Genomic DNA, 22,583 nt, shown 5'->3' on the forward strand with positions numbered 1-22,583 from the left:
CGCGCGCCGACATGGGCAACAATGCCACAGAAGCCGCCCGCCGTGGCGTTCGCCTTCTCGCACCCAATATTGCCGCGCGTCCCTCGGATCGCTCCATCATGGAAGTCTCGACCGTCATTCATGACGGCGACAAGGAAGTGGTCCGCAAGGTACCCTTCTCGCATGTCAAAATCCCGCTCGCGTCGAATTACGCGAAACAGGACGACTATCCGGCTTTTGACCCGCTCAATATCTTCGCAAGCAATGATGACAATGGCGCAGCCATTCCGCCTGCCAGCCGTACTGGCACGATCTACGGGTCCGAAGTGGAATCCGAGGTCAGCCTTAAGACGGTCGCCTTCCCGACGCAGCATTCCAAATATGCTTTTGCAGGGTCATTGAGTTTTGATGAGGTTGAAGAAGCGGTCCGTTCGAATGGTTCGATCCTAACGGACGGAAACGAGCAGCTTGCGGCTCTCTATTATATCGACCCGCGTCGTTTCGACGATGACGAAGGTGATGTCGACATTACGGCTGGACTTGCGGCACGCGTCGTAGAGCAGAACATGTCGGTGTCGACACCACAATCACCCTCCGCGCCAATCAAGGAATATGCCGACGACGTCATTCCCGCGCGCCAGGCCGAGTCCATCCAGGATGCTCTGTTCGGGGCCGGTTATTCGAAAGCGCAGGCTTCCGAAATCGCCGGTCTGCTTGCACCCGAAATTAGGTCGCAGAACGTTGAGAGCGGTGATGTGCTGCGTGTGGGCGTTCTGCAAGAGGATGAAAAGAGCGATATAGTCCGTGTCAGCCTTTATCGAAAAGGCCGACACATGGTCACCATGGCCGTCGACGACAAGAAGCGCTTCATCAAGGCAAGCGAACCCCCAAAACTTGATGCCGTTGCGACGGCTTTCGACAGCACCCCTGCCCCGGCTGCCGGGCGCGATCTGCCGAGCGTTTATGATGGCGTATATCGCGCCGCGCTTGCCTATGGCATGAACCAGAGCATGGTCTCGCAGCTCGTCAAGCTTCTTGCCAGCAGCGTCGATTTCCAGGCGCAGCTCAAGCCGACAGATACGCTGGAAGCCTTTTTCTCCGTTGAAGACACGGATGGCAAAGCAACCGACAAATCCGAGCTTCTTTATGTGAATGCCAAGTTCGGTGATAACGAGACACGGTTTTACCGTTTTCAGAACCCTGACGACAACAGCGTCGACTATTTCGATGAAAACGGGAAGAGCATCCGACAGTTTCTGTTGCGCAACCCGGTTCCGAATGGCCGCATGACCTCGGGTTTCGGCATGCGCCGTCACCCCGTTCTGAAGTTCAGCCGTATGCATACCGGCACGGACTGGGCTGCACCGCGCGGCACACCGATCATCGCAACCGGCAACGGTGTGGTGGAAAAAGCAGGTTGGGCTTCCGGTTATGGAAACCAGACCCTTTTGCGTCACGCCAATGGTTACGTGTCCTCCTACAATCATCAGAGCGCGATTGCTCGCGGGGTGACCGAAGGCGCGAAAGTGAGGCAGGGGCAGGTGATCGGTTATGTTGGCTCCACCGGCCTTTCGACCGGCGCGCACCTGCACTATGAGCTTATCGTCAACGGCACCAAGGTCGATGCGATGAAGGTTCGCCTCCCCGGCGGCAAGTCGCTCTCGGGCGACGCACTGGCTAGGTTCTCCGATGAGAGAAAGCGGATCGACAATCTTCTCAACATCGAGGACAAACCCAATCAGGTGGCTAGCCGCTAACGGCTTAATCTGTCGGACGACGTCCTGAATGAAAAAGGGCTCCGTCTCCGGAGCCCTTTTCGTTTTATGCCGCGTCAGCGGTATCGGCTTCAACCTGGTCCTTCAACGGTTTAACCTTGAAGAGCAGGCGATCCGTGCCGGACGTAACCTTGACGCGAGAACCGTCAGGAATTTCTCCGCCGAGGATCATCTCGGCAAGCCTGTCCTGGACAGCCTTCTGGATCACCCGCTTCAGCGGCCGCGCGCCGTAAGCAGGGTCATAACCCTTGTTGGCAAGCCAATTGCGGGCATCCTCGTCCAGTTGCAGATCGATCTTGCGCTCGCCAAGCAGCGACAGAAGACGCTTAAGCTGGATATCCACGATGGCACCCATTTCATCACGCCGCAGGCGATGGAAGAGGATGATATCGTCGATGCGGTTCAGGAACTCAGGCCGGAAATGGGACCGAACGCGTTCCATCACCAACTCGCGGACGGAGTCTACATCGTCATTGTCGCCCATCTGTGTCATGAATTCAGAACCAAGGTTCGAGGTCATGATGATGATGGTGTTCTTGAAATCGACAGTACGGCCCTGACCATCGGTTAGACGGCCATCGTCCAGTACCTGCAACAGAACGTTGAACACGTCCGGATGCGCTTTTTCGATCTCGTCAAACAGAACGACCTGATAGGGTCTGCGACGAATGGCTTCCGTCAGCGCTCCGCCTTCCTCGTAGCCGACATAGCCTGGAGGTGCGCCGATCAGCCGTGCAACGGAGTGCTTCTCCATATATTCCGACATATCCAGGCGAACCATCGCGGTTTCGTCGTCAAACAGGAAGCGAGCCAGAGCCTTAGTCAGCTCGGTCTTTCCCACACCGGTTGGTCCAAGGAAGATGAAGGAGCCGATCGGACGATTAGGATCCTGGAGACCGGCACGCGAACGGCGAACGGCCTTGGAAACGGCCTGAACAGCTTCACCCTGCCCGACAACCGACTGCGCGAGTTCATCTTCCATCCGAAGAAGCTTTTCACGCTGACCTTCCAGCATCTTGTCGACCGGAATGCCGGTCCAGCGAGAAACGACGTGGGCGATATTATCCGCCGTCACCACTTCCTGCACCATCGAACCAGCACCGTTGGCGTCACGGGTTTCCGCTGCCGACAGTTCCTTCTCGAGACCCGGAATGATGCCGTACGTCAACTCGCCAGCGCGCTGGAACTGGCCATTGCGCTGAGCGATCGCCAAGTCGTTACGAGCCTCTTCCAGGCGCTTCTTCAGATCAGCCGCGTGGCCGAGCTTCTGTTTTTCGGCCTGCCAACGGGCAGTCAAGGCGTCAGCTTTTTCTTCCGTGTCGGCGAGTTCATCCTCGAGCTTTCTCAGACGATCCGCAGACGATTGGTCAGTCTCCTGCTTCAGCGCCTCGCGCTCGATCTTCAGCTGGATGATGCGGCGATCAAGCTCATCGAGTTCTTCTGGCTTGGAATCCACCTGCATACGCAGACGCGATGCAGCCTCATCCATAAGGTCGATAGCCTTGTCCGGCAGGAATCGATCGGTGATGTAGCGGTTCGAAAGCGTAGCAGCGGCGACAAGAGCCGAATCCGAGATGCGGACCTTGTGATGCTGCTCGTATTTTTCCTTCAGGCCGCGCAAAATCGAAATCGTATCCTCGACCGTCGGCTCGTCAACCATGACCGGCTGGAAACGACGGGCAAGTGCCGGATCTTTCTCAACATGCTTGCGATACTCATCAAGTGTGGTCGCACCAACGCAATGAAGTTCACCGCGTGCTAGAGCAGGCTTCAGAAGGTTAGACGCATCCATCGCGCCATCTGCCTTGCCTGCACCCACAAGCGTGTGCATCTCGTCGATGAAAAGGATGATCCCACCATTTTCCGCCTGAACTTCGTTCAGGACAGCTTTCAGGCGCTCCTCGAACTCACCGCGATATTTCGCACCAGCAATCAATGCGCCCATGTCGAGCGCCATCAATTTCTTGTCCTTCAGGCTTTCCGGTACGTCGCCGTTGACGATACGCAACGCGAGACCTTCCGCAATCGCCGTTTTACCGACGCCGGGTTCACCGATCAGCACAGGATTGTTCTTTGTGCGGCGCGACAAGACCTGAATGGTGCGGCGAATTTCATCGTCGCGACCGATCACCGGGTCAAGCTTGCCTTCGCGTGCTTCTTCCGTCAGGTCGCGGGCGAACTTCTTCAACGCGTCAAAGCCCTGTTCGGCATTGGCGCTGTCGGCCGTCCGTCCCTTGCGGATTTCATTGATCACCTGGTTGAGAGCCTGCGCGGTAACACCTGCCTTTTTCAAAGAGGCAGAGGTCGATGCGGAACTTTCAATCGCGAGAGCCTGCAACAGTCGCTCGACGGTAACAAAGCTGTCATTGGCTTTCTTCGCCAGGTCTTCAGCAGTGGAGAAAACCTTCGCAAGCGGCGCAGTCAACGAGAGACCACCGTTGCCGCCGGACACTTTCGGCAATTTCGCAAGTGCGGCGTCGTTGGCAAGACGTGCTTCCTTAGCACTGCCGCCAGTCCGCTCGATCAACGAGGCCGCCATTCCCTGCTCGTCATCAAGCAGAACTTTCAAGACGTGCTCAGCGGAAAATTGCTGATGGTTTTCGGCAAGCGCAAATGTCTGCGCAGATTGCAGGAAACCACGAACACGTTCGGAATACTTCTCAATATTCATACTGTAACCTCCATATACCGGCCTGCCCGCATTCGGCACAGTTCCGGGTGCTTGGGTTGAGGCTCCCTTCAAGGCAAGCCCCGCTACGAGCGATGCGTTTCATGTGATTTCGCACCCTCGCCTCGTCTGCGAACCAAGCGCAACGATCATGAGACGCCGGTTCTTTCGAGAGAGATATGGGAGGCAATTTCTCCGGTTTAAAGGGGATAAAACATGCGCTGCGGAATTTTTCGGAAGACCCAAAACCTTCGGCAAAGCCTGCCCCCCAACGAATGGGTGTACGCCGATAGGGATCGCCCATCCAAACAACAAAAACAAAAAACTCCGGCAAGCCGGAGTTTTTCGATCGTATAGCTCTTTGGAAGACGTGCTTACTCCGCAGCGCTTTCCAACGTCGCCGGAGCAGCTTCTTCGCCAGCCGGCGCTTCTGCACCTTCAGCATTTTCATCTGCAGCGGCACGACGCGGACGACGCTGGCGTGGAGCAGCCGAACGACGGCTTTTCGTCGCGCGCTCTGCAGCCGGAGCTGCAGTTGCTTCAGCCTGCTGCTGCTCTTCCTCGACGGCAACCTCTAGAGGCGTACCCTCAATGACCGGCTGCGGTGCGGAGCTGGCGTCATAAACAGGCGCCGCTGCCTCTGCGGAAACCACCTGACGTTCCTGGCGCTCGCGGCGATCTGGCCGTTCGCGACGGTTCGGGCGCTGCTCGTTACGTTCGGTCCGCTCCTGGCGCTCCGGCTGCTCTTGGCGCTGAGCGCGTTCGGGCTGCTCGGATTGCTGTGAAGGCACGATTACAACGACGTCTTCGCCATCGTTCACATCCTCGTCGTCCGTATCGGCAGGGTTGTAGTCGGCTCGATCATCGCGCTGGAAGCGTTCCTGCATCTGCGCCTGTGCGGCGGCAATGATGCGGTTGTAGTGCTCAGCGTGCTGCAAATAGTTTTCAGCGATAACGCGATCACCGGAACTCTGTGCGTCGCGTGCAAGAGCCGCATATTTTTCCGCTATGTGCTGGGCGGTACCACGGATTTTAACATCAGGGCCGGAACTGTCATAAGTCCTGGTGAGCGGGTTCCCGCCTTTGCGGTTGAAGTTGTTGTTACCGCCACCATTGTTATTATTGTTGTTGTTATTTCCACGCCCCCGGCCGCGCTTGTTTTGCTGTCCTGGCCTCATCAATTGCTCACCTGAATTCTGTTTTGCTGACAATCTGGTTGTTTTCATGCAATTCCAAACACCAAATGCTTGCGCACTTTTCTTGAAATTGCTCCATCACGCGCCTTGCCGGACATAGCTCCGGCCGAAAACCTCGCGTATGACGCCCGACCGCGCAAATGCTGCACCGAGCCGCCTGCGAACAAAGTTTACTGATTCACATGCCGGAAACGCCCAGCCTCTCAGGGCTCTTAGAAGAACCCGCTTCGGGACTGACCAATACCCTGACGAATCTTTGTTCGTCCTCAGCCACCCGGCATGTGGCCGCAAACTAGCCCGCTTCATGCGGAAATCCAAGTCTTTTCTTTTGCTCTGCAAAATATCCTTGCAAAAAATCCGCAGACATATCGCGATTGACTATCTCCGGAAGGTCAAAACTCTGTCGTTACCGCCATAATCCTTGACGGCCTCGAGAAGAGTGAAGCCGTGCGATGTGAATATAGCGGAAACATCAAGCCTCTGATCGAACCCGATCTCTACACCGACAACACCGTTTTCCACAAGAAAACGACCCGCATCGGCAGCAATAAGGCGGTACGGGGCAAGGCCGTCCTGACCTCCGTCAAGCGCCGCCAAGGGATCGTGATAACGAACTTCCCGGTCAAGCTTTGTGACGACATCACTACGTATATAGGGTGGATTCGACACAATTATGTCGAAGCCACCAGAAATATTTTCAAACCAGTCGCTTCTTACCGCTTCAAAACGATCGGCAACACCAAGCCGCACCGCATTTTTGCTGGCCGTAGCGAGAGCATCAGCGGATATATCACTGCCAATGCCGCTGGCTGCGGGACATTCCTTCAAAAGCGTGAGGCAAATTGCCCCTGTGCCCGTTCCAAGATCGATGAGACGAGCATTGCCTTTTCGCGACGTCATGCGCCGCAAATGCTCAAGGAGCGTATCGACGAGAATTTCCGTGTCGGGCCTTGGCTCCAAGGTTTCTCTGGAAAGCAGAAAATCAAGTCCGTAAAACTCGCGATGACCAAGAATACGATGCACAGGCTCACCTGATGCACGGCGCTCGATCATTGCTGCAATCCGCTCGGCCTCATCCGCACCGACCAGACGTCCTGCCTTCAGAACGAAATCGGTCAAAGAAAATCCGATCGCTTCGCCGATCAGCATGCGTGCATCGAGCAGTGCATCGTTGACACCCGCATCTTCGAGCCGCCGCTTTGCCGCGGCGACCGCGTTTTCAACCGTGCAAGCGGAAGCGCGGCTCACTGCTGCTCGCCAAGCTGAGCAAGCTGGCCGGCCTGATAGTCAGCAATCAAGGCATCAACCACCTCGTCAATCTCTCCCTCTATCATTCGATCAAGCTTATAGAGTGTGAGATTGATGCGGTGATCCGTAACGCGACCCTGAGGGAAATTGTAGGTGCGGATGCGCTCCGATCGATCTCCGGAACCAACCTGGCTTTTACGATCGGCAGAACGCTCGCTATCGGCTTTTTGACGCTCTATGTCGTAAAGTCGCGAACGCAACACCTGCATCGCCTTGGCACGGTTCTGGTGTTGGGACTTTTCCGAACTGGTTACGATAAGTCCGGTTGGAATATGGGTAATGCGAACTGCGGAGTCAGTCGTATTGACGTGCTGACCGCCCGCACCCGACGCTCGCATGGTGTCGATGCGAATATCTTCAGGGCGGATTTCGATGTCAATATCTTCAGCTTCCGGCAGAACCGCAACAGTTGCTGCAGACGTGTGAATACGCCCGCTTGCTTCGGTCTCAGGCACGCGCTGAACACGGTGCACGCCAGATTCGAACTTCAGCTTTGAAAACACACCGCGCCCACTGATGGTCGCAATGATTTCCTTGTACCCGCCAGCTTCGCCCTCGCTGGCGGAAAGCACTTCAACCTTCCAACCCTTCGATGCGGCAAAGCGTTCATACATACGAAACAGGTCACCGGCGAAGAGAGCAGCTTCTGAACCACCCGTACCCGCGCGGATTTCGAGGATCGCGCTTTTTTCATCTGCTGCGTCCTTGGGGAGCAGCAGAATCTGCATTTCTTTTTCGATTTCTTCGATCCGGGCTTCAACGTCCGGAAGCTCCATTTCGGCGAGATCGCGCATTTCACGGTCAGTCGTCTTGTCGGCAAGCAAAGCTTCAAGATCGGCTGCTTCCGCGACTGCCTTTTCGTAGTCGCGGATCTTTTTGACGACGGGCTGAAGTTCGGAATATTCCGACGCCAGCTTCACATAGACATCTGCCGCCGGGCCAGCCGACATGCGCGCTTCGATTTCATCGAAACGCCTTTCCAATTCGCGCATTTTTTCGACGGGAAGCTTCGCCACCAGTCACTCCGATATGGTTTGTATCTTTATCAAATAGGGATGGAATGGGTCGCTGCAAAACGCAGCAGCACATCGCGCATACCTTCCAGCGACTTGTGATCGTCCAGGGCCGCATTCATCTCTTCGGCGAGATGCCCCGCGTCGAGACCCAGCAGCATGGCCTTCACAGGACCGATTGCGGTTGGCGACATGGATACCGAACGGAAACCAAGGCCGATCAAAGCCATTGCCGACAGCGGTTTTCCTGCCATTTCGCCACACAACGTCACCGACGTGTTGTGGCGCTCTCCTGCCCTGACGATATCCCGCAGAATCCGCAGGAACGGCTTGCCGAGAATGTCGAACCTGTCGGACACCCGGGCATTGCCGCGGTCCACCGCCATCGAGAACTGGAACAGATCGTTCGAGCCGACGGAGACGAAATCCACTTCCTGCATCAGTTCATCGAGCTGCCACATCAGTGACGGCACTTCGAGCATGGCGCCGAACTGCAGCTTCTTGGGGAGTGCATGGCTAAACTTCGACAGGTGCTGGACCTCTTTCTGGAAGAGATCACGCGCCGCGCGAATTTCAGAAACCTCTGTCACCATCGGCAACATCATGCGCAGCTCGGCACCCGCCGCAGCACGCAAAAGTGCGCGCATCTGCGTGCGCATCAGCCCTGGCCGATCCAGTGAGAGGCGGATCGCCCGCCAACCGAGCGCCGGATTTTCCTCTTCCTGGCCGCGCATATAGGAGACCACCTTGTCGCCGCCGATATCCAGCGTGCGGAAGGTAACCGGCCTGCCCTTGGCCTGACGCAACACAGAACGGTAGAAGGCTTCCTGCTCTTCCCCCTTCGGCATGTTCGACGCAATCATAAACTGCAGTTCTGTTCGGAACAGACCTATCCCGTCCGCACCGGATTCCTCAAGCTGCGGCAGGTCCACCAATAGACCGGCATTCATCTTGAGATTGACCTTCTGGCCGTCCTTTGTGACAGGTTCAACATTGCGAAGCGCGCGGAATTGCTCCTGCCGGCGGGCGCGCAAACGGACCTTTTCTTCATAGGCGCGCTGCAGATCCGCCATCGGGCGAAGATGCACCTGACCGTCCTCACCATCGATGATTATCGGGTCATTATTTTCAGCAAGCGCCACGACGCCCGCAGCCTGCCCGATGATGGGAATCCCCATGGCTCGGGCGACGATAACGACGTGGCTGGTCACAGCACCGTCTTCGAGCACGAGGCCGCGCAACTTCTCGCGCGGATAATCCAGCAGTTCGGCAGCGCCCATCGCACGCGCCAGAACGATGGCATCCAGCGGAAAGTCCTGCTCTGAACTTCGACCACCATAGCCAATCAACTGGCGAAGCAGACGATTGGCGAGGTCATCGAAATCGTGCATGCGTTCGCGAAGATAGGGGTCTGTCAGGCGCATCATGCGCGCCTTCGTGTCACTCTGAACCTTCTCGACCGCTGCTTCCGCCGTCAGACCGTTGCGGATTGCCTCTTCCATCCGCCGCACCCAACCTTGGTCGTGGGCAAACATGCGATAGGTTTCGAGAACTTCGCGATGTTCGCCCTCTGTGGGCACATCACGCCGCTGCAACATGTCGTCAATAGAGATCCGCAACGAACCAATAGCATCGGCCAGGCGGCGGATCTCAGTGTCAGCATCTTCATTGAGGAGATTGGTAACGACGATTCTCGGATCATGCAGCACGACGTGACCAAGACCAATGCCTTCGCCATATGCATCGCCATCGATGGAGACGGCGCGCGTCAAATCCAGCTCGACACCGGGACGGGTGATCTTCTTCAATTCACCGCTCGCCACTATTTCCGCAATAAGCATCGCGGTTGTCTCAAGCGCTTCAACTTCATCCTCCCGGTACGTTCGGCTGGCCTTGTTCTGGACCACAAGAACGCCAAGAGTGCGACCGGATCGCAAAATCGGCACGCCGAGGAAAGAATGATAAATTTCCTCTCCGGTTTCAGGCAGATAGCGGAAGGCTGGGTGTGCCTGGGCATCGGAAAGATTAAGGGGTTGGGCTGAAGCTGCGATGGTGCCGACAAGACCCTGCCCCATTTTGAGCTGGGCGAGATGGACGGCATCCTTGTTCAATCCCTCGGTGGCGTAAAGTTCGAGAACGCCATCGGAGCGAAGCACGTAGACCGAGCAAACCTCCGCCACCATATTGCTGGCAATCTGACGGACGATCTGGTCCAGACGCTCCTGCGGCTCAAGGTGCTCCGCCATCATTTCGCGCAGCCGCTTGAGCAGGACACGTGGACCTGCGGACAGGTCTCTCATCGCGTTTGCTCCCCGACTGTTTCGAACCGGCTTTCACACATCCGGGAATCGAAACGTCTTTTTAAAATTTATAGCGCGAGAAGCGCGCCCCGCAAGGGACGCGTTTTCGTGATACGCCACATCGGAAGAACGCGGCTCCGAAAAACGGAGCATCGGGTACCGACGTCTTATATCAGTTCTTATCGAGACCGTAGGCAGAATGCAAAGTGCGAACCGCCAGTTCGGCATAGGCACCATCGATCAAAATCGAAATCTTGATTTCGGAGGTGGTGATAGCCTTGATGTTGATGTTCTTCTCGGCAAGTGCCTTGAAGGCGCTTGCTGCAACACCAGCGTGGCTACGCATGCCGATACCGATAACGGAGACCTTCGCAAGTCCAGTCTCGTTCTGGGCAACATCAAAACCGATGGTGGTCTTGTTGTCTTCAAGAACCTTGAGCGCCTTGGCAACGTCGCCCGACGGGACCGTAAAGGTCATGTCAGTGCGCGAACCATCTTCCGAAATGTTCTGAACGATCATGTCGACGTTGATGTGCGCCTCGGCAAGCGGTCCGAAAATCGCGGCGGAAACACCCGGGCGGTCTGCCACGCGGCGCAGCGAAATCTGTGCTTCATCCTTGGCATAGGCAATGCCGGTTACGACTTCCTGTTCCACGATTTCATCCTCGTCACAAATCAAAGTACCGGGCGGGTTGATGAGGTCGCCCATGCCCGGTGCATCGGGATCCTCGAAACTGGAGCGCACAAAGGTACGAACCTTGTGTACCATCGCAAGCTCGACCGAACGCACCTGAAGAACCTTCGCACCGAGAGATGCCATTTCGAGCATTTCTTCGAAAGCAACTTTCTTCAGGCGACGCGCCTTCGGCACGATGCGGGGATCTGTGGTGTAGACACCATCCACATCCGTATAGATATCGCAGCGATCAGCCTTCACAGCGGCAGCGATGGCAACGGCCGACGTATCCGAACCGCCACGACCGAGTGTTGCGATCCGGTTGTCCGGGCCAAGACCCTGGAAACCGGCAACGACAGCAACCTGACCCTCACCCATGCGGCGAACGATATCGGTTCCGTCAATTTCGAGAATGCGGGCAGCGCCATGGGCATTGTCCGTGCGGATCGGGATCTGCCAGCCCTGCCAGGAACGGGCGTTGATGCCAAGCGACTGCAACGCAACAGCCAGAAGGCCGGACGTCACCTGTTCGCCGGACGCCACGATGGCATCATATTCGCGCGCGTCATAAAAAGATGCCGCGCTGGCACCAGCAACCTTGGGTGTATTCTGCACCCAGTCCACCAGCTCGTTCGTTTTGCCGGACATGGCGGAAACGACAACGGCCACTTCATGGCCAGCATCCACTTCGCGTTTCACATGCCGCGCGACATTGTGAATGCGTTCAAGGTTCGCGACGGACGTGCCGCCGAATTTCATGACAATGCGAGCCATAGCTTGACCAGTACCATCCCGTTTTCCCGCCGGCCCCTTTGTCGGGCGGGCGGACAAGAACAAACCCAATCGGTTCTTTCTGACAAAGAGCCTCAAGTTGCGGGTCTCTTACCGAAAAGGAGGGGGGCACGCAATGCCGTTTATGAACCAGGCGGTACGCCTTTTCCGGCGCGACGGCAGCGTCGTAGAATGCAAATATGGCCTTCAGTCACGAACCAGACTGAAAGAGCGTACCGCACTGCACTGTACAAATGCGCCCATTCGCAGTATGAGCGCGGCAATCAAACCGGCCACGTGGCCGAAATGGCCGGTATCGGCTGCTTTATGACCTATGGGTTTCGAGCGGGTGCAGGCAGTATTATATCCGAAAGACGGTAGATGACAGACACCCAGGGTATCGCCCCGGCGATTGCACAGGCGTTGGAGAAACGCGGTTATAAAGATTTGACGCCGGTACAGAAGGCGATGCTTGCGCCTGAGCTGGACGGACAGGACGCGCTGGTTTCCGCCCAGACGGGCTCTGGCAAGACAGTTGCTTTCGGCATTGCCATTGCGCCGACGCTGCTCCAGCAGAACGGCCGTTTCGGTTCGGCAGGCGCGCCGCTCGGCATCGCTATCGCTCCGACACGCGAACTTGCCATGCAGGTGAAGCGCGAGCTGGAATGGCTTTACGAATTCACCGGTGTTTCCATCGCTTCCTGCGTTGGCGGCATGGACATTCGCTCGGAGCGTCGGGCGCTGGAACGCGGCGCGCACATCATCGTCGGAACTCCTGGACGTCTTTGCGACCATATCAAGCGCGGTGCGCTTGACTTGTCGACTATCCGCGCCGTCGTACTCGATGAAGCAGACGAGATGCTGGACCTCGGTTTCCGTGAGGATCTGGAGTTCATCCTGGAAGAATCGCCGGCGGACCGCCGCACGTTGATGTTCTCGGCAACCGTTTCGCGCAGCATCGCCAAGCTTGCCGAAAGCTACCAGAAGAATGCGGTACGCATCGCCACTGCCTCTGAGCAGAAGCAGCATAACGACATCGAATATCGCGCCCTGCTGGTGACACCCGCCGACCGCGAGAATGCCATCATCAATGCGCTGCGGTTTTACGAAGCACGCAACACCATCGTGTTCTGTTCCACGCGCGCCAACGTGAACCACCTGACGGCACGGCTTAACAATCGCGGCTTCTCTGTCGTGGCGCTTTCGGGTGAGCTCAGCCAGAACGAACGTACCCACGCGCTTCAAGCCATGCGTGACGGCCGCGCTCGCGTCTGCGTCGCAACGGACGTTGCAGCCCGCGGCATCGACCTTCCTGGCCTGGAACTCGTGATCCATGCCGATCTTCCAACCAATTCCGAAACGCTGCTGCACCGGTCAGGTCGTACGGGACGCGCCGGCCAGAAGGGCGTCAGCGCCATCATCGTGCCCGTCAGCCAGCGCCGCAAGGCGGAACGCCTGCTGGAAGGCGCGAAGGTAAGCCCAACCTGGGTTCGCCCCCCATCGGTTGAAGAGATCATCGAACGTGACGGCACGCGTCTTCTGGCAGATCCCTCACTCAACGAGGCTGTGGCCGACGATGAACGCGATTTCGTCAACCGGCTTCTGGAACAGCACGGCGCAGAAAAAGTCGCTGCTGCCTTCGTGCGCCTCTACCACGCCGGACGCTCGGCACCGGAAGACATCACGGAAGTCTCGCTGGACAACAGCCGCAAACCGCGCCGAGACAGCTTTGAGCACGTCGAAAACAACGCGCCGCGTCGTGAGCGTTCCGATTTCTCGGACAGCGCCTGGTTCTCGCTCTCTGTAGGTCGCAAGCAAAGCGCCGAGCCGCGTTGGCTGATCCCCATGCTCTGCCGCTTCGGCAAGATCACTCGCCAGGATATCGGCGCGATCCGCATGCAGCAGTCAGAGACCTATGTGGAACTGGCAGCCGACGCCGTGGACCGTTTTACCTCCGCCATCGGCAAGGACATGACGCTCGAAAAGGGTATTCGTCTGAAGGCGCTGGAAGGCAAACCGGAAATGACCGGTGGACATCGTGAAGACACGCGCCCTGCCAAGGCGCAGCGCAAATTCGAAAGACCCGACTTCAAAAAGAATGAGTCCTCGGGCGACGATCGCAAAGGCGACGACAAGCCCTGGAAGAAGAAAAAGCCTTTCGGCGACAAGCCGAAATTTGAGGGCAAGAAAGACAAGCCTTTCGAAAAGCGCCCACCAAAGCACAAGAAAAGCTGATAAAAAAAGCCCCGCTTTCGCGGGGCTTTTTGTTTGCCGATCGGCGATCTTGAAGAAGACCGCCAATCATAAAAATGCAACCATCAGAACGTCAGGGCGCGGTCGCCGTTTTCGTCCTTGATGCGGTTCGGCAAGCCGATCTTGTTCAGGATGTTGAGGAATGGCTGGGGTGGCAGCTCTTCAACGTTTGCCATCTGCTTCACATCCCATTCGCCAGTGGCAATAAGCATGGCAGCAGCAACCGGTGGGACACCAGCCGTATAAGAAATGCCCTGAGAACCGACTTCCTCGTAGGCTTCCTTGTGGTCGGCTACGTTATAGATGAAGACTTCGCGCTCCTTGCCATCCTTGATACCCTTGACGATATCGCCGATGCAGGTCTTGCCGACGTAGTCCGGCGCCAGCGAGGACGGGTCGGGCAGGACAGCCTTGACCACCTTGAGCGGCACGACTTCCAGACCTTCCGCTGTCTTGACCGGCTTTTCGGACAACAAACCGAGGTTCTTCAAAACGGTGAAGACGTTGATGTAGTGATCTCCAAAGCCCATCCAGAAGCGAACGTCTGCGCCGTCCATGTTCCTGGACAGCGAATGCACCTCATCGTGACCGGTCATGTAGGCCTTCTGTTTGCCAACGACCGGCAGATCGAATTCCTGACCGACTTCGAACATCTGGTTCGTCTGCCACTGGCCATTCTGCCAGGAATAGACAACGCCGGTGAATTCACGGAAGTTGATTTCCGGGTCAAAGTTGGTCGAGAACCAGCGGCCATGGCTGCCGGCATTGATATCAACGATATCAACAGACGTGACCTTGTCGAAGTACTCATCCTTGGCGAGACGGGCGTAAGCGTTGACAACACCCGGATCGAAACCAACGCCGAGGATCGCGGTGATGCCCTTTTCCTTGCATTCCGCTGCGCGCTTCCATTCGTAGTTACCGTACCATGGCGGCGTTTCGCAGATCTTGGTCGGATCTTCGTGGATCGCGGTATCCATGTAAGCAACACCCGTATCCATGCAGGCACGAAGAACGGACATATTGACGAAAGCTGAACCGACATTGATGACGATCTGAACGCCGGTTTTCTTTATCAAGGCTTTCGTCGCCTCGATATCCATCGCGTCAAGCGCATGAGCCTCAAGTTTTACATCAGTCTTGAGGCTCTTCTTTTCGCGTACGGACTCGACAATCTTGCGGCACTTTTCAAGTGTGCGTGACGCAATATGAATGTCTCCCAATACATCGCTGTTCTGGGCGCACTTATGCGCCACGACCTGTGCTACGCCACCGGCGCCGATGATGAGAACGTTCTTCTTCATTTCAGGTGATGCCCCCTTTATCCCCGCAGGGATGAGCTTGGTTGGATTTGGGTTTTACAAGAACCTCTTTCAGAGAGGCCGTTGTTACGACAGACTTTGCTCGTAATCGGCAAAGTCGAATTCACGAACGGCGCGTACGGTGCCGTCCAGTTCCTTGATGGCGATTGCCGGCATCTTGACGCCGTTGAACCAGTTCTTCTTGACCATCGTGTAACCGGCAGCGTCCTGGAACGAAATCCGGTCGCCAACCGCCAGTGCCTTGTCGAATTTAAACTCGCCAAAAATGTCACCTGCGAGGCAGGACTTGCCACACACCATATAGGGATGGCTGCCATTGTTCGGCGAGACCTTGGCGCTTTCGCGATAGATCAGGAGATCGAGCATGTGCGCTTCGATAGAGCTATCGACGATGGCAAGGTTCTTGCCGTTGAACAGCGTATCGAGAACGGTAACCTCGAGCGTGGTGCTTTTGGTGATCGATGCTTCGCCCGGCTCCAGATAGACCTGAACGCCATATTTTTCGGAGAAGGCTTTGAGGCGATCACAGAATTGGTCGAGCGGATAGTTCTCGCCAGTGAAATGAATGCCTCCGCCCAGGCTGACCCATTCCGCACGCGACAGAAGCGAACCGAACCTCTCCTCGATCTGCGCCAACATCCGATCGAAGAGCGAAAAGTCGCTGTTTTCGCAATTGTTGTGGATCATGAAACCGGAGATACGGTCCATGACCTTTTCGACCTTGGCAACGTCCCATTCACCGAGACGGCTGAATGGACGAGCCGGATCTGCGAGGTCGAAGCTCGACGAACTGACCTGCGGATTGAGCCGAAGACCACGGGTAATACCAGACGCCTTGTCGGCAAAACGCTCAAGCTGACCGATCGAATTGAAGATGATCTTGTCAGCGTTGGCAATGACTTCATCGATTTCGTAATCGGCATAGGCAACGGAATATGCATGGGTCTCACCCGCAAACTTTTCCTTGCCCAGACGAACTTCGTAAAGCGAAGACGACGTGGTGCCGTCCATATATTGCGACATGAAGTCGAACACAGACCATGTGGCGAAGCATTTCAGCGCCAGAAGCGCCTTGGCGCCGGATTTCTCCCGCACATAGGCAATCTTCTCCATGTTGTGGAGGAGTTTTGTCTTGTCGATCAGGTAATAAGGCGTCTGGAGCATCTCGGTATCACAGATTGATTGGTGTCAAGGCACGTTTCGATTGATGGGCCTTATATGATGCTTGTTACAGGAAAACAAATGTCCGGCCCTTAAATCCTCGAAAAACCGAGTCTTGCGACAGATACTTCAAGAAACCACGCGACGGCATGGAACAAACGACACAACCGCGCGTTCAGTCGATCAACGGGTAGAGTAATGCTCAACCTGAACGCGGGCTCGGTCGAAGAGATTTTACCTGAGGAAACATGACAACCGTTTTGCAGACTGCCTCCGTCATTGACGAATGCCCAGCACCGGGCGTCTTATGATTTCCCACCTCCCACCGTTCCCGACACGCAACCTCACACCATAAGGAGCCTTCCCATGGCAAGCGCACGCGACGTAAACGACAAGATCCAGCAATCCCTCGAAAATGGCGACGCCGCCGATGTGGCAGCACAGCTTGCACAGCTTCGCGAGGACCTTGCCAATCTTGCCAAGAGCGTGAAAGCGCTTGGCGTTGGCGCCTCGCATGAATTGAAAGCGCAAGCGGCCCGTGTCGCGGACGATGCTCTTACGGCCTCTGGCGAGATGGCCGACAATGTTCGTAACGAGATTTCGTCGCTGAATGATAGCCTGACCGACCAGGTTCAGAAAAACCCACTTCAATCGCTCGGCCTTGCCGTTGCGGCTGGCTTTGTCCTTGCTTTGCTGACACGTCGATAAGGCTTCGCCATGCTTGAAGCATTGCTGGCCTATATGGGCGATAGTCAACGTGAAGGCCGCATGGTGACGCGACGGCTTCGCGCCACCATAATTCTCTGGATCTTAACTGGAATATTCTTCCTGATCGCCCTTGTTGCCGGGGTGGTTGCGGGTTCGATCTATCTTTCACATTATCTTGGCGCCGGCCCAGCCTCACTCGTCGTTGCTGGCACTGCCTTCCTGTTGGGCGTGATCATGCTGGTCGCGTTAGCGATTGTTAAGCGGCCCAGAGCATATCCCGTGGCAAGACCTGTTGCGCCGCCATTGACCGCCACAGTCGCGGCAGCACCGCTCGCAGTGCAGTCACTGTTGACACTTGCCATCCAGGCAAGGCCATACGCCACACTGGCGGTTGCTATGGCCGCCGGCTTTCTGGCAACCAGGGCCAACACCAAAAAAACCAAATAAGCAAACTGACAGTTCCGCCAAAAAATGACTGCGCATTCCCGCTAATGGATGCGCAGTTTTTTTTGTGTTACGCGCAACGGATAGTTTTGGTGGCTGGCACCTTGCGCCGGACCGCCCTTATTTGGACAAAGTAAATAAGAGTGTTGGCGCGTCTGTTTTTCTGAAAGGTCATTGATGAAGAAGAAAGTTCTTGTCGTCGGCGGTGCAGGTTATATCGGCTCTCACACATGCCTGCTTTTGTCGGAACGCGGTTATGAACCAGTTGTTTTCGACAACCTCACCAACGGCCATGAAGAGTTTGTCCGCTGGGGACCGCTTGAACAGGGAGATATCCGCGATCGAGCACGCCTCGATGACGTTTTTGCCAAACACCAACCGGTCGCCGTTCTGCATTTCGCAGCGCTGATCGAAGTCGGTGAATCGGTTAAGCAGCCTGTCGCCTTTTATGACAACAACGTCATCGGCTCGCTCAACCTTCTGTCCGCCGCCATCGATGCTGGCGTGGAAGCTTTTGTTTTCTCCTCCACCTGTGCAACCTACGGTCTCCCGGAGCAGGTTCCGATCGACGAGACCCACCGCCAGGCACCCATCAATCCCTACGGCCGCACCAAGTGGGTCGTCGAGCAGGCACTGAAGGATTACAGCACCTATAAAGGGCTACGCTCGGTGATGCTGCGCTACTTCAATGCCGCAGGTGCGGATTTCGAAGGGCGCATCGGCGAATGGCACACGCCGGAAACACACGCCATTCCGCTGGCGATCGAGGCCGCACTCGGACGGCGTCAGGGGTTCAAGGTGTTCGGCACCGACTACGATACACGCGACGGCACCTGCGTTCGAGACTATATCCACATCCTCGATCTCGCGGATGCACATGTGCGGGCTGTCGACTATCTGCTGGAAGGCGGCGAAACAGTCGAGCTTAATCTCGGCACCGGCACGGGAACGACAGTGAAGGAACTACTGGCGACAATCTCTGAAGTGTCGGGGCGTCCTTTCCCCGTCGAATATGCCGAGCGTCGCGATGGCGATTCCACAACGCTCGTGGCGAACAACGACAAAGCGAAGGAAGTCCTGGGATGGGAGCCGCGCTACACTTTGACAGATATAATCAAGTCCGCCTGGGCATGGCACTCTTCGCGTAACGCCCCGATCTGAAAAACTCCATACATACGAAGACACCGGCCTCCTCAGACCGGTGCCCTCCGGGGTGACCACCGTCACCCCGCTCCTGCTCCCCTAGGGGTTATGGCTTTGTAGCAGAGGTCGTCGTGGTGTCAGTCGCTGGCGCCGGGGCTGCCGCGTTCTGCTCGGAAGCCTTCTGTTCCAGCGTCTTGAATTCCGGCGCCGCCTTCAACGTTTCTGCGGTTTCTGTGGTCGTCAGACGGATCGTGCCGTTTTCGGCATTCCGCGTCATCGTGATCTTGTCCATCGGAACGGCGACGTCCTTTGCGCCGATACCAAGGAAGCCACCGACACCAACCACGGCCGCGACAAGCCCACCGTTTTCTTCCATGACAATATTTGTCACATTACCAATGCTTTCATCAGCGGCAGTGTAAACGGCCTTACCGATGTAGTCGTTTGCGCTGATCTGATTTTCAGCCTGCTCTGTCAGATAAGAGCCACCGGTGGTCGAAGCGGCTGCATTGGTATCAGCAGGTGGCGCTGTCGGAGCCATCGGCGTCGCGGATGGAGCCGCAGGTGCCTCTGTGCTGGGTGCAGCCGGAGCCGGTTGAGCGGTCTGCGCCATAGCAAGCGGTGCAAATGCGGTTGCACCCATCAGGGCGGCGGCGGTGATCGTGAGAAGTTTCTTGGTCATGTTGTCCTCCTTTCGATTTTTCCTATCCGGCCATTGGCGTTTATGCCGTTTGTTCATTGGGCCGGTCATGATTTGCAAACGGGCTGGCGATTGAAATGGTTCCGAATTTTCAGCCGAAAGCTGAATTGAACCCGCCATGGCGGAGCCTGAAACTATGCAAATCAGGAGTTGCTAAAGGGGCTTGGAGCGGTATTATCGCTTTGTAACAATGAGATGCCCGCCGGAGTTTTTGACATGCCTGGACCCGGCACGAGACTAAAAGACCTGATCAGCAGCATCCGCCGACGTGGTGCTCATTTCTTCCCGACAGCCTCTATCGGCACCTATCTGGTGGTGATGGCGACGGTGATCACGCTACCGCTTATCCTCTTTGTCGGATATCTGATGTTGCGGCTCGAAAACGAGAAACGCGACGATCTGCGCCGGGAAACCGTGGAAGACGTCAGGTTCATCAGCCGCAACATAGACCGAAGGCTTCAGGAAATAACCACCTCGCTGAACCTGCTATCGCAATTTCCCGAACTGGAAAGCGGCAATCTCTCCGCGTTTCAGACGCGTATAGGCGAAAGTATGAGCCGAGAGGGTCTTTACGCCATTCTGGCGACAAAGGATGGCCAACAGCGGCTCAATACCCGCGTTCCCTACGGTCAACCCCTGGCAAAAGTTGCTCAAGGCGCCGATCTTTCCAGTGCACTCGAGTCGCGGCGCATCTCTGTCTCGAACCTGTTTTTCGGACAGACGAGCAAAGAATGGGTGTTCAACGTCACCTTGCCGCTGGATCAGAAGCTCTCTTCAGCGGGAGACGCGCTGATCCTGACGCAGAACGCGAGTGATCTTGGCAGGCTGATTTCAACTGAAAACCTGCCACAGAACTGGGCGATCGCCATCATCGACGGCGCGAACCGCGTTGTGGTGTCCAGCAGTCAGGATATGCAGTCCGGCACGCCTTTTGCGGCGCCTGACGTCGTCTCCGAAATGACGGCATTCAGTGGAAACTTTTTTGACGACAAGGGGAATCTCTACGCCTATGCCCAGTTACCGGGCTGGCAATGGAAGGCCGTGATGTGGGGGCCTATGGCGGCAGGTCAGGCCGCACTGATCGACACATGGCGTCAGATGATGATCGGCAGTCTTCTGCTGGTGTTGATCGCGATTGGCGGCGCTTCTCTCGTCGGACGACAATTGCGTACATCCATCCGCGACCTAACGCGCATGGCTGAACGGATCGGCGAGGGAGAAATTGTCGCCCCTATCGACACGCGTATCAAGGAAGCAAATCAGGTTGCCGTCGCACTCTCAAATGCCTCATTCGACCGCAGTCAGGCAGAGGACCAGTTGCAGCTTCTGCTTCATGAACTCGTGCACCGGTCCAAGAATATCCTGACGCTGGTGCAGGCGATGATGCGGCAATTGGGACGGGAGAACACCAGCATACCCGAATTCCAGAAAGAGGTGGATCACCGCTTGCGCGGTCTCGGTATGTCGATCAGGGCCCTGGCGGAAGTGCAATGGCAAGGACTGCCAATCCACAAATTGATCGAAACCCATCTGGACGTTTTCGGCAGCGTCTCAGGGCGAGTCATCCTCGATGGCACCGACTTTATGCTGTCGCCGGAAGCTGCACAGAACTTCGGCCTCGTCTTGCACGAACTGACCACGAACTCGATCAAATATGGCGCACTCTCCACATCACACGGTAAGATCACCTTGCACTGGAAGACGTTTGAAAAAGACGGGCAGGACATGGTGCTGGTGCAATGGAGCGAATCCGGCGGACCACCGGCGTCGCAGCCCACCCGCAAGGGTTTCGGAACCACAGTTATCAAACGACACGCGGAGGGCGCGTTTGGCGGACAGGTGGTCACCGACTATCTCGCGACGGGTTTCGTCTGGACGCTGGAAGCACCGATGCGTTATTTCGTGCCTAAACAGTCAGAGCAATTCGGGACGCAATAAAAAAATCAAAAAGGATGGGAACCAAAATCTGGCGAGGCCGTTATCCATGCAGCCAAGCCATTCCCCGTCCCCGCCTGAAAGCTTGGCTGATATACGCAGGTTTCGCCCCTGAAGACCTGCAGTTAAAGTGGCACGGCTCTGGCAAGAGCCGTGCTGCTTTCATTTTAGATCCCTGAAAAGTCGATCATCGACGTCAACGGCCTTATGGTTCGGTTGTATCTGAGGCCGGGAACCTGAGCTTGTAGAACACGCGTTCTGGCGAAAGCTGATACTCTGCCGTTCCAGACAGAGCCGCGGGCACGACCTTTTCCAGCACAACACTGCCGAAGTTGCTTCGACGTGCTTCGACTGGCTCCTTGGAGGCCATGACGGGTTCAGTCCACTCGACGATATAGAACTCCCCGTCCCGCCGACACTGTAATGAGATGGGCAGGTGATAGGCGAGATTTCCACTGTGACTGACCGTGTTGACGACCAGTTCGTGAAAGGCCAGTCCGATATAAAGGGCACCATTTGGATTGAGAAGGAGGTCGTCTCCCTCCATGCGGATAAGGTTCGGGTACTCCGGCACATAGAGATCGAATTGCTGGCGAAGAAGCTCAAAGATACGAGCTCCACGCCAATCCGAGTCCGTAATCAGATCCTGGCTTTGGGCGAGCGCATGCAAACGCCCCCTGAACTTACGGAGGAAATCATCCTTAGTGAGACTGAAACGCGCCGTCTGCGCCGCAAGGCTCTGAATGATTGCAAGCAGGTTCTTGGAACGATGGCTGACCTCGCGTAGCAGCGACCTGAGCAGTTGCTCACGTCGCCGCTCCAGCGTCACTTCCCGGATCGTGGTCTTCAGCACAGCCTGGTTCGACTGGTTGACCGTGGAATAGACCTGGAATTGAAACACCCGGTTTGCACCCGCGTTCACTTCCAGCATCCCGCGACTTCCAGCAGCCACCATATCCTTCTTGAGGTCGGCAAGCCGCTCCGAAAGGTCGCTGCCAAACAGACTTTCATCCGTTGGCGGGGAATTGGCGGGCAAGCGCCATACGTCAGGCAAGTTGGCAACAAAGATATAGTCCCTGTTGCTATCCTGAAGCATGACTGTCTCACCGGAATCGAGCAATGCAAGAACGAGAGAGTCATGGAGTTCTCCCTCATCCCTGTCCGCATTGTGCCATGCCAGCCGATGCAAATTCGTCTCCTAGAAGAAAGCTGCACTCAAACATAAAACGTA

Annotated in this window: 16 protein-coding genes (1 of these 16 only partly in view); 6 read left to right on the forward strand and 10 right to left on the reverse strand. The window is 56.4% G+C overall.

Features of this window, described 5'->3' with window-relative positions; genetic code table 11:
* On the forward strand, nucleotides 1-1,736 hold the 3' portion of the coding sequence (locus FY156_20630; protein UXS03927.1) for a M23 family metallopeptidase. Its footprint begins 211 nt before the window's first position; the window shows 1,736 of its 1,947 coding nt (coding positions 212-1,947); its start codon lies beyond the left edge, outside the window; its stop codon occupies nucleotides 1,734-1,736.
* 64 nt (nucleotides 1,737-1,800) lie between these two features.
* Here FY156_20630 and clpB read toward each other — a convergent pair whose 3' ends face one another.
* The 6 genes from clpB to FY156_20660 form a co-directional block, all read right to left on the reverse strand.
* Nucleotides 1,801-4,425 (reverse strand): ATP-dependent chaperone ClpB, encoded by a 2,625-nt coding sequence (gene clpB / locus FY156_20635; GenBank protein UXS03928.1) that lies wholly within the window; start codon nucleotides 4,423-4,425, stop codon nucleotides 1,801-1,803.
* Nucleotides 4,426-4,796: 371 nt separating this feature from the next.
* Nucleotides 4,797-5,600, reverse strand: coding sequence for a DUF4167 domain-containing protein (locus FY156_20640; GenBank protein UXS03929.1), 804 nt, complete (start codon nucleotides 5,598-5,600; stop codon nucleotides 4,797-4,799).
* Nucleotides 5,601-5,996: 396 nt separating this feature from the next.
* Nucleotides 5,997-6,866: a peptide chain release factor N(5)-glutamine methyltransferase gene (gene prmC, locus FY156_20645; GenBank protein UXS03930.1), complete on the reverse strand. Its 870-nt coding sequence runs from the start codon at nucleotides 6,864-6,866 to the stop codon at nucleotides 5,997-5,999.
* Nucleotides 6,863-7,942: a peptide chain release factor 1 gene (gene prfA / locus FY156_20650; protein ID UXS03931.1), complete on the reverse strand. Its 1,080-nt coding sequence runs from the start codon at nucleotides 7,940-7,942 to the stop codon at nucleotides 6,863-6,865. The genes prmC and prfA overlap by 4 nt, the downstream gene beginning before the upstream one ends.
* 29 nt (nucleotides 7,943-7,971) lie before the next feature.
* Nucleotides 7,972-10,239 carry a phosphoenolpyruvate--protein phosphotransferase gene (gene ptsP, locus FY156_20655; protein ID UXS03932.1) on the reverse strand — a complete coding sequence of 756 codons (2,268 nt, stop codon included), beginning with the start codon at nucleotides 10,237-10,239 and terminating at the stop codon, nucleotides 7,972-7,974.
* A gap of 172 nt (nucleotides 10,240-10,411) precedes the next feature.
* Nucleotides 10,412-11,689, reverse strand: a complete 1,278-nt coding sequence (locus FY156_20660) for an aspartate kinase (protein UXS03933.1) — start codon at nucleotides 11,687-11,689, stop codon at nucleotides 10,412-10,414.
* Nucleotides 11,690-12,067: 378 nt separating this feature from the next.
* Here FY156_20660 and FY156_20665 point away from each other — a divergent pair, with 378 nt between their 5' ends.
* The gene (locus tag FY156_20665) at nucleotides 12,068-13,921 is read left to right on the forward strand and encodes a DEAD/DEAH box helicase (GenBank protein UXS03934.1); all 1,854 of its coding nucleotides are present in this window, start codon (nucleotides 12,068-12,070) and stop codon (nucleotides 13,919-13,921) included.
* An 83-nt stretch (nucleotides 13,922-14,004) separates the two neighbouring features.
* Here the strand turns inward: FY156_20665 and FY156_20670 are convergent, their stop codons facing one another.
* Nucleotides 14,005-15,243: a saccharopine dehydrogenase family protein gene (locus FY156_20670; GenBank protein ID UXS03935.1), complete on the reverse strand. Its 1,239-nt coding sequence runs from the start codon at nucleotides 15,241-15,243 to the stop codon at nucleotides 14,005-14,007.
* A gap of 84 nt (nucleotides 15,244-15,327) precedes the next feature.
* A complete protein-coding gene (gene nspC / locus FY156_20675) occupies nucleotides 15,328-16,425 on the reverse strand; it encodes a carboxynorspermidine decarboxylase (protein ID UXS03936.1) in 1,098 nt (365 codons plus the stop codon).
* 363 nt (nucleotides 16,426-16,788) lie between these two features.
* On the opposite strand from nspC, the gene FY156_20680 reads away from it, so the two are divergent.
* From FY156_20680 to galE, 3 genes are all read left to right on the forward strand, one after another.
* Nucleotides 16,789-17,130: a DUF883 family protein gene (locus FY156_20680; GenBank protein UXS03937.1), complete on the forward strand. Its 342-nt coding sequence runs from the start codon at nucleotides 16,789-16,791 to the stop codon at nucleotides 17,128-17,130.
* A gap of 9 nt (nucleotides 17,131-17,139) precedes the next feature.
* The gene (locus tag FY156_20685; GenBank protein ID UXS03938.1) at nucleotides 17,140-17,577 is read left to right on the forward strand and encodes a hypothetical protein; all 438 of its coding nucleotides are present in this window, start codon (nucleotides 17,140-17,142) and stop codon (nucleotides 17,575-17,577) included.
* Between the two features lie 174 nt (nucleotides 17,578-17,751).
* Complete coding sequence (gene galE, locus FY156_20690; GenBank protein ID UXS03939.1) at nucleotides 17,752-18,735, forward strand: UDP-glucose 4-epimerase GalE; 984 nt, start codon at nucleotides 17,752-17,754, stop codon at nucleotides 18,733-18,735.
* An 88-nt stretch (nucleotides 18,736-18,823) separates the two neighbouring features.
* Here galE and FY156_20695 read toward each other — a convergent pair whose 3' ends face one another.
* The gene (locus FY156_20695) at nucleotides 18,824-19,399 is read right to left on the reverse strand and encodes a PRC-barrel domain containing protein (GenBank protein ID UXS03940.1); all 576 of its coding nucleotides are present in this window, start codon (nucleotides 19,397-19,399) and stop codon (nucleotides 18,824-18,826) included.
* Nucleotides 19,400-19,633: 234 nt separating this feature from the next.
* Between FY156_20695 and FY156_20700 the strand changes: the two genes are divergently transcribed.
* The gene (locus tag FY156_20700; GenBank protein UXS03941.1) at nucleotides 19,634-21,355 is read left to right on the forward strand and encodes a histidine kinase; all 1,722 of its coding nucleotides are present in this window, start codon (nucleotides 19,634-19,636) and stop codon (nucleotides 21,353-21,355) included.
* 202 nt (nucleotides 21,356-21,557) lie between these two features.
* On the opposite strand, the gene FY156_20705 is transcribed toward FY156_20700, so the two are convergent.
* Nucleotides 21,558-22,541, reverse strand: coding sequence for a sensor histidine kinase (locus tag FY156_20705; protein ID UXS03942.1), 984 nt, complete (start codon nucleotides 22,539-22,541; stop codon nucleotides 21,558-21,560).
* Between the last annotated feature and the right edge of the window lie 42 nt (nucleotides 22,542-22,583).

Origin of the sequence: Agrobacterium tumefaciens, from assembly GCA_025559845.1 — a bacterium.
Classification (GTDB): domain Bacteria; phylum Pseudomonadota; class Alphaproteobacteria; order Rhizobiales; family Rhizobiaceae; genus Agrobacterium.

Coding starts and splice junctions, on each gene's coding strand:
- clpB (UXS03928.1), bottom strand. CDS start 4,425: ATGAATATTGAGAAGTATTCCGAACGTGTTCGTGGTTTCCTGCAATCT.
- FY156_20685 (UXS03938.1), top strand. CDS start 17,140: ATGCTTGAAGCATTGCTGGCCTATATGGGCGATAGTCAACGTGAAGGC.
- FY156_20660 (UXS03933.1), bottom strand. CDS start 11,689: ATGGCTCGCATTGTCATGAAATTCGGCGGCACGTCCGTCGCGAACCTT.
- FY156_20695 (UXS03940.1), bottom strand. CDS start 19,399: ATGACCAAGAAACTTCTCACGATCACCGCCGCCGCCCTGATGGGTGCA.
- FY156_20700 (UXS03941.1), top strand. CDS start 19,634: ATGCCTGGACCCGGCACGAGACTAAAAGACCTGATCAGCAGCATCCGC.
- FY156_20680 (UXS03937.1), top strand. CDS start 16,789: ATGGCAAGCGCACGCGACGTAAACGACAAGATCCAGCAATCCCTCGAA.
- galE (UXS03939.1), top strand. CDS start 17,752: ATGAAGAAGAAAGTTCTTGTCGTCGGCGGTGCAGGTTATATCGGCTCT.
- FY156_20670 (UXS03935.1), bottom strand. CDS start 15,243: ATGAAGAAGAACGTTCTCATCATCGGCGCCGGTGGCGTAGCACAGGTC.
- FY156_20640 (UXS03929.1), bottom strand. CDS start 5,600: ATGAGGCCAGGACAGCAAAACAAGCGCGGCCGGGGGCGTGGAAATAAC.
- nspC (UXS03936.1), bottom strand. CDS start 16,425: ATGCTCCAGACGCCTTATTACCTGATCGACAAGACAAAACTCCTCCAC.
- ptsP (UXS03932.1), bottom strand. CDS start 10,239: ATGAGAGACCTGTCCGCAGGTCCACGTGTCCTGCTCAAGCGGCTGCGC.
- FY156_20665 (UXS03934.1), top strand. CDS start 12,068: ATGACAGACACCCAGGGTATCGCCCCGGCGATTGCACAGGCGTTGGAG.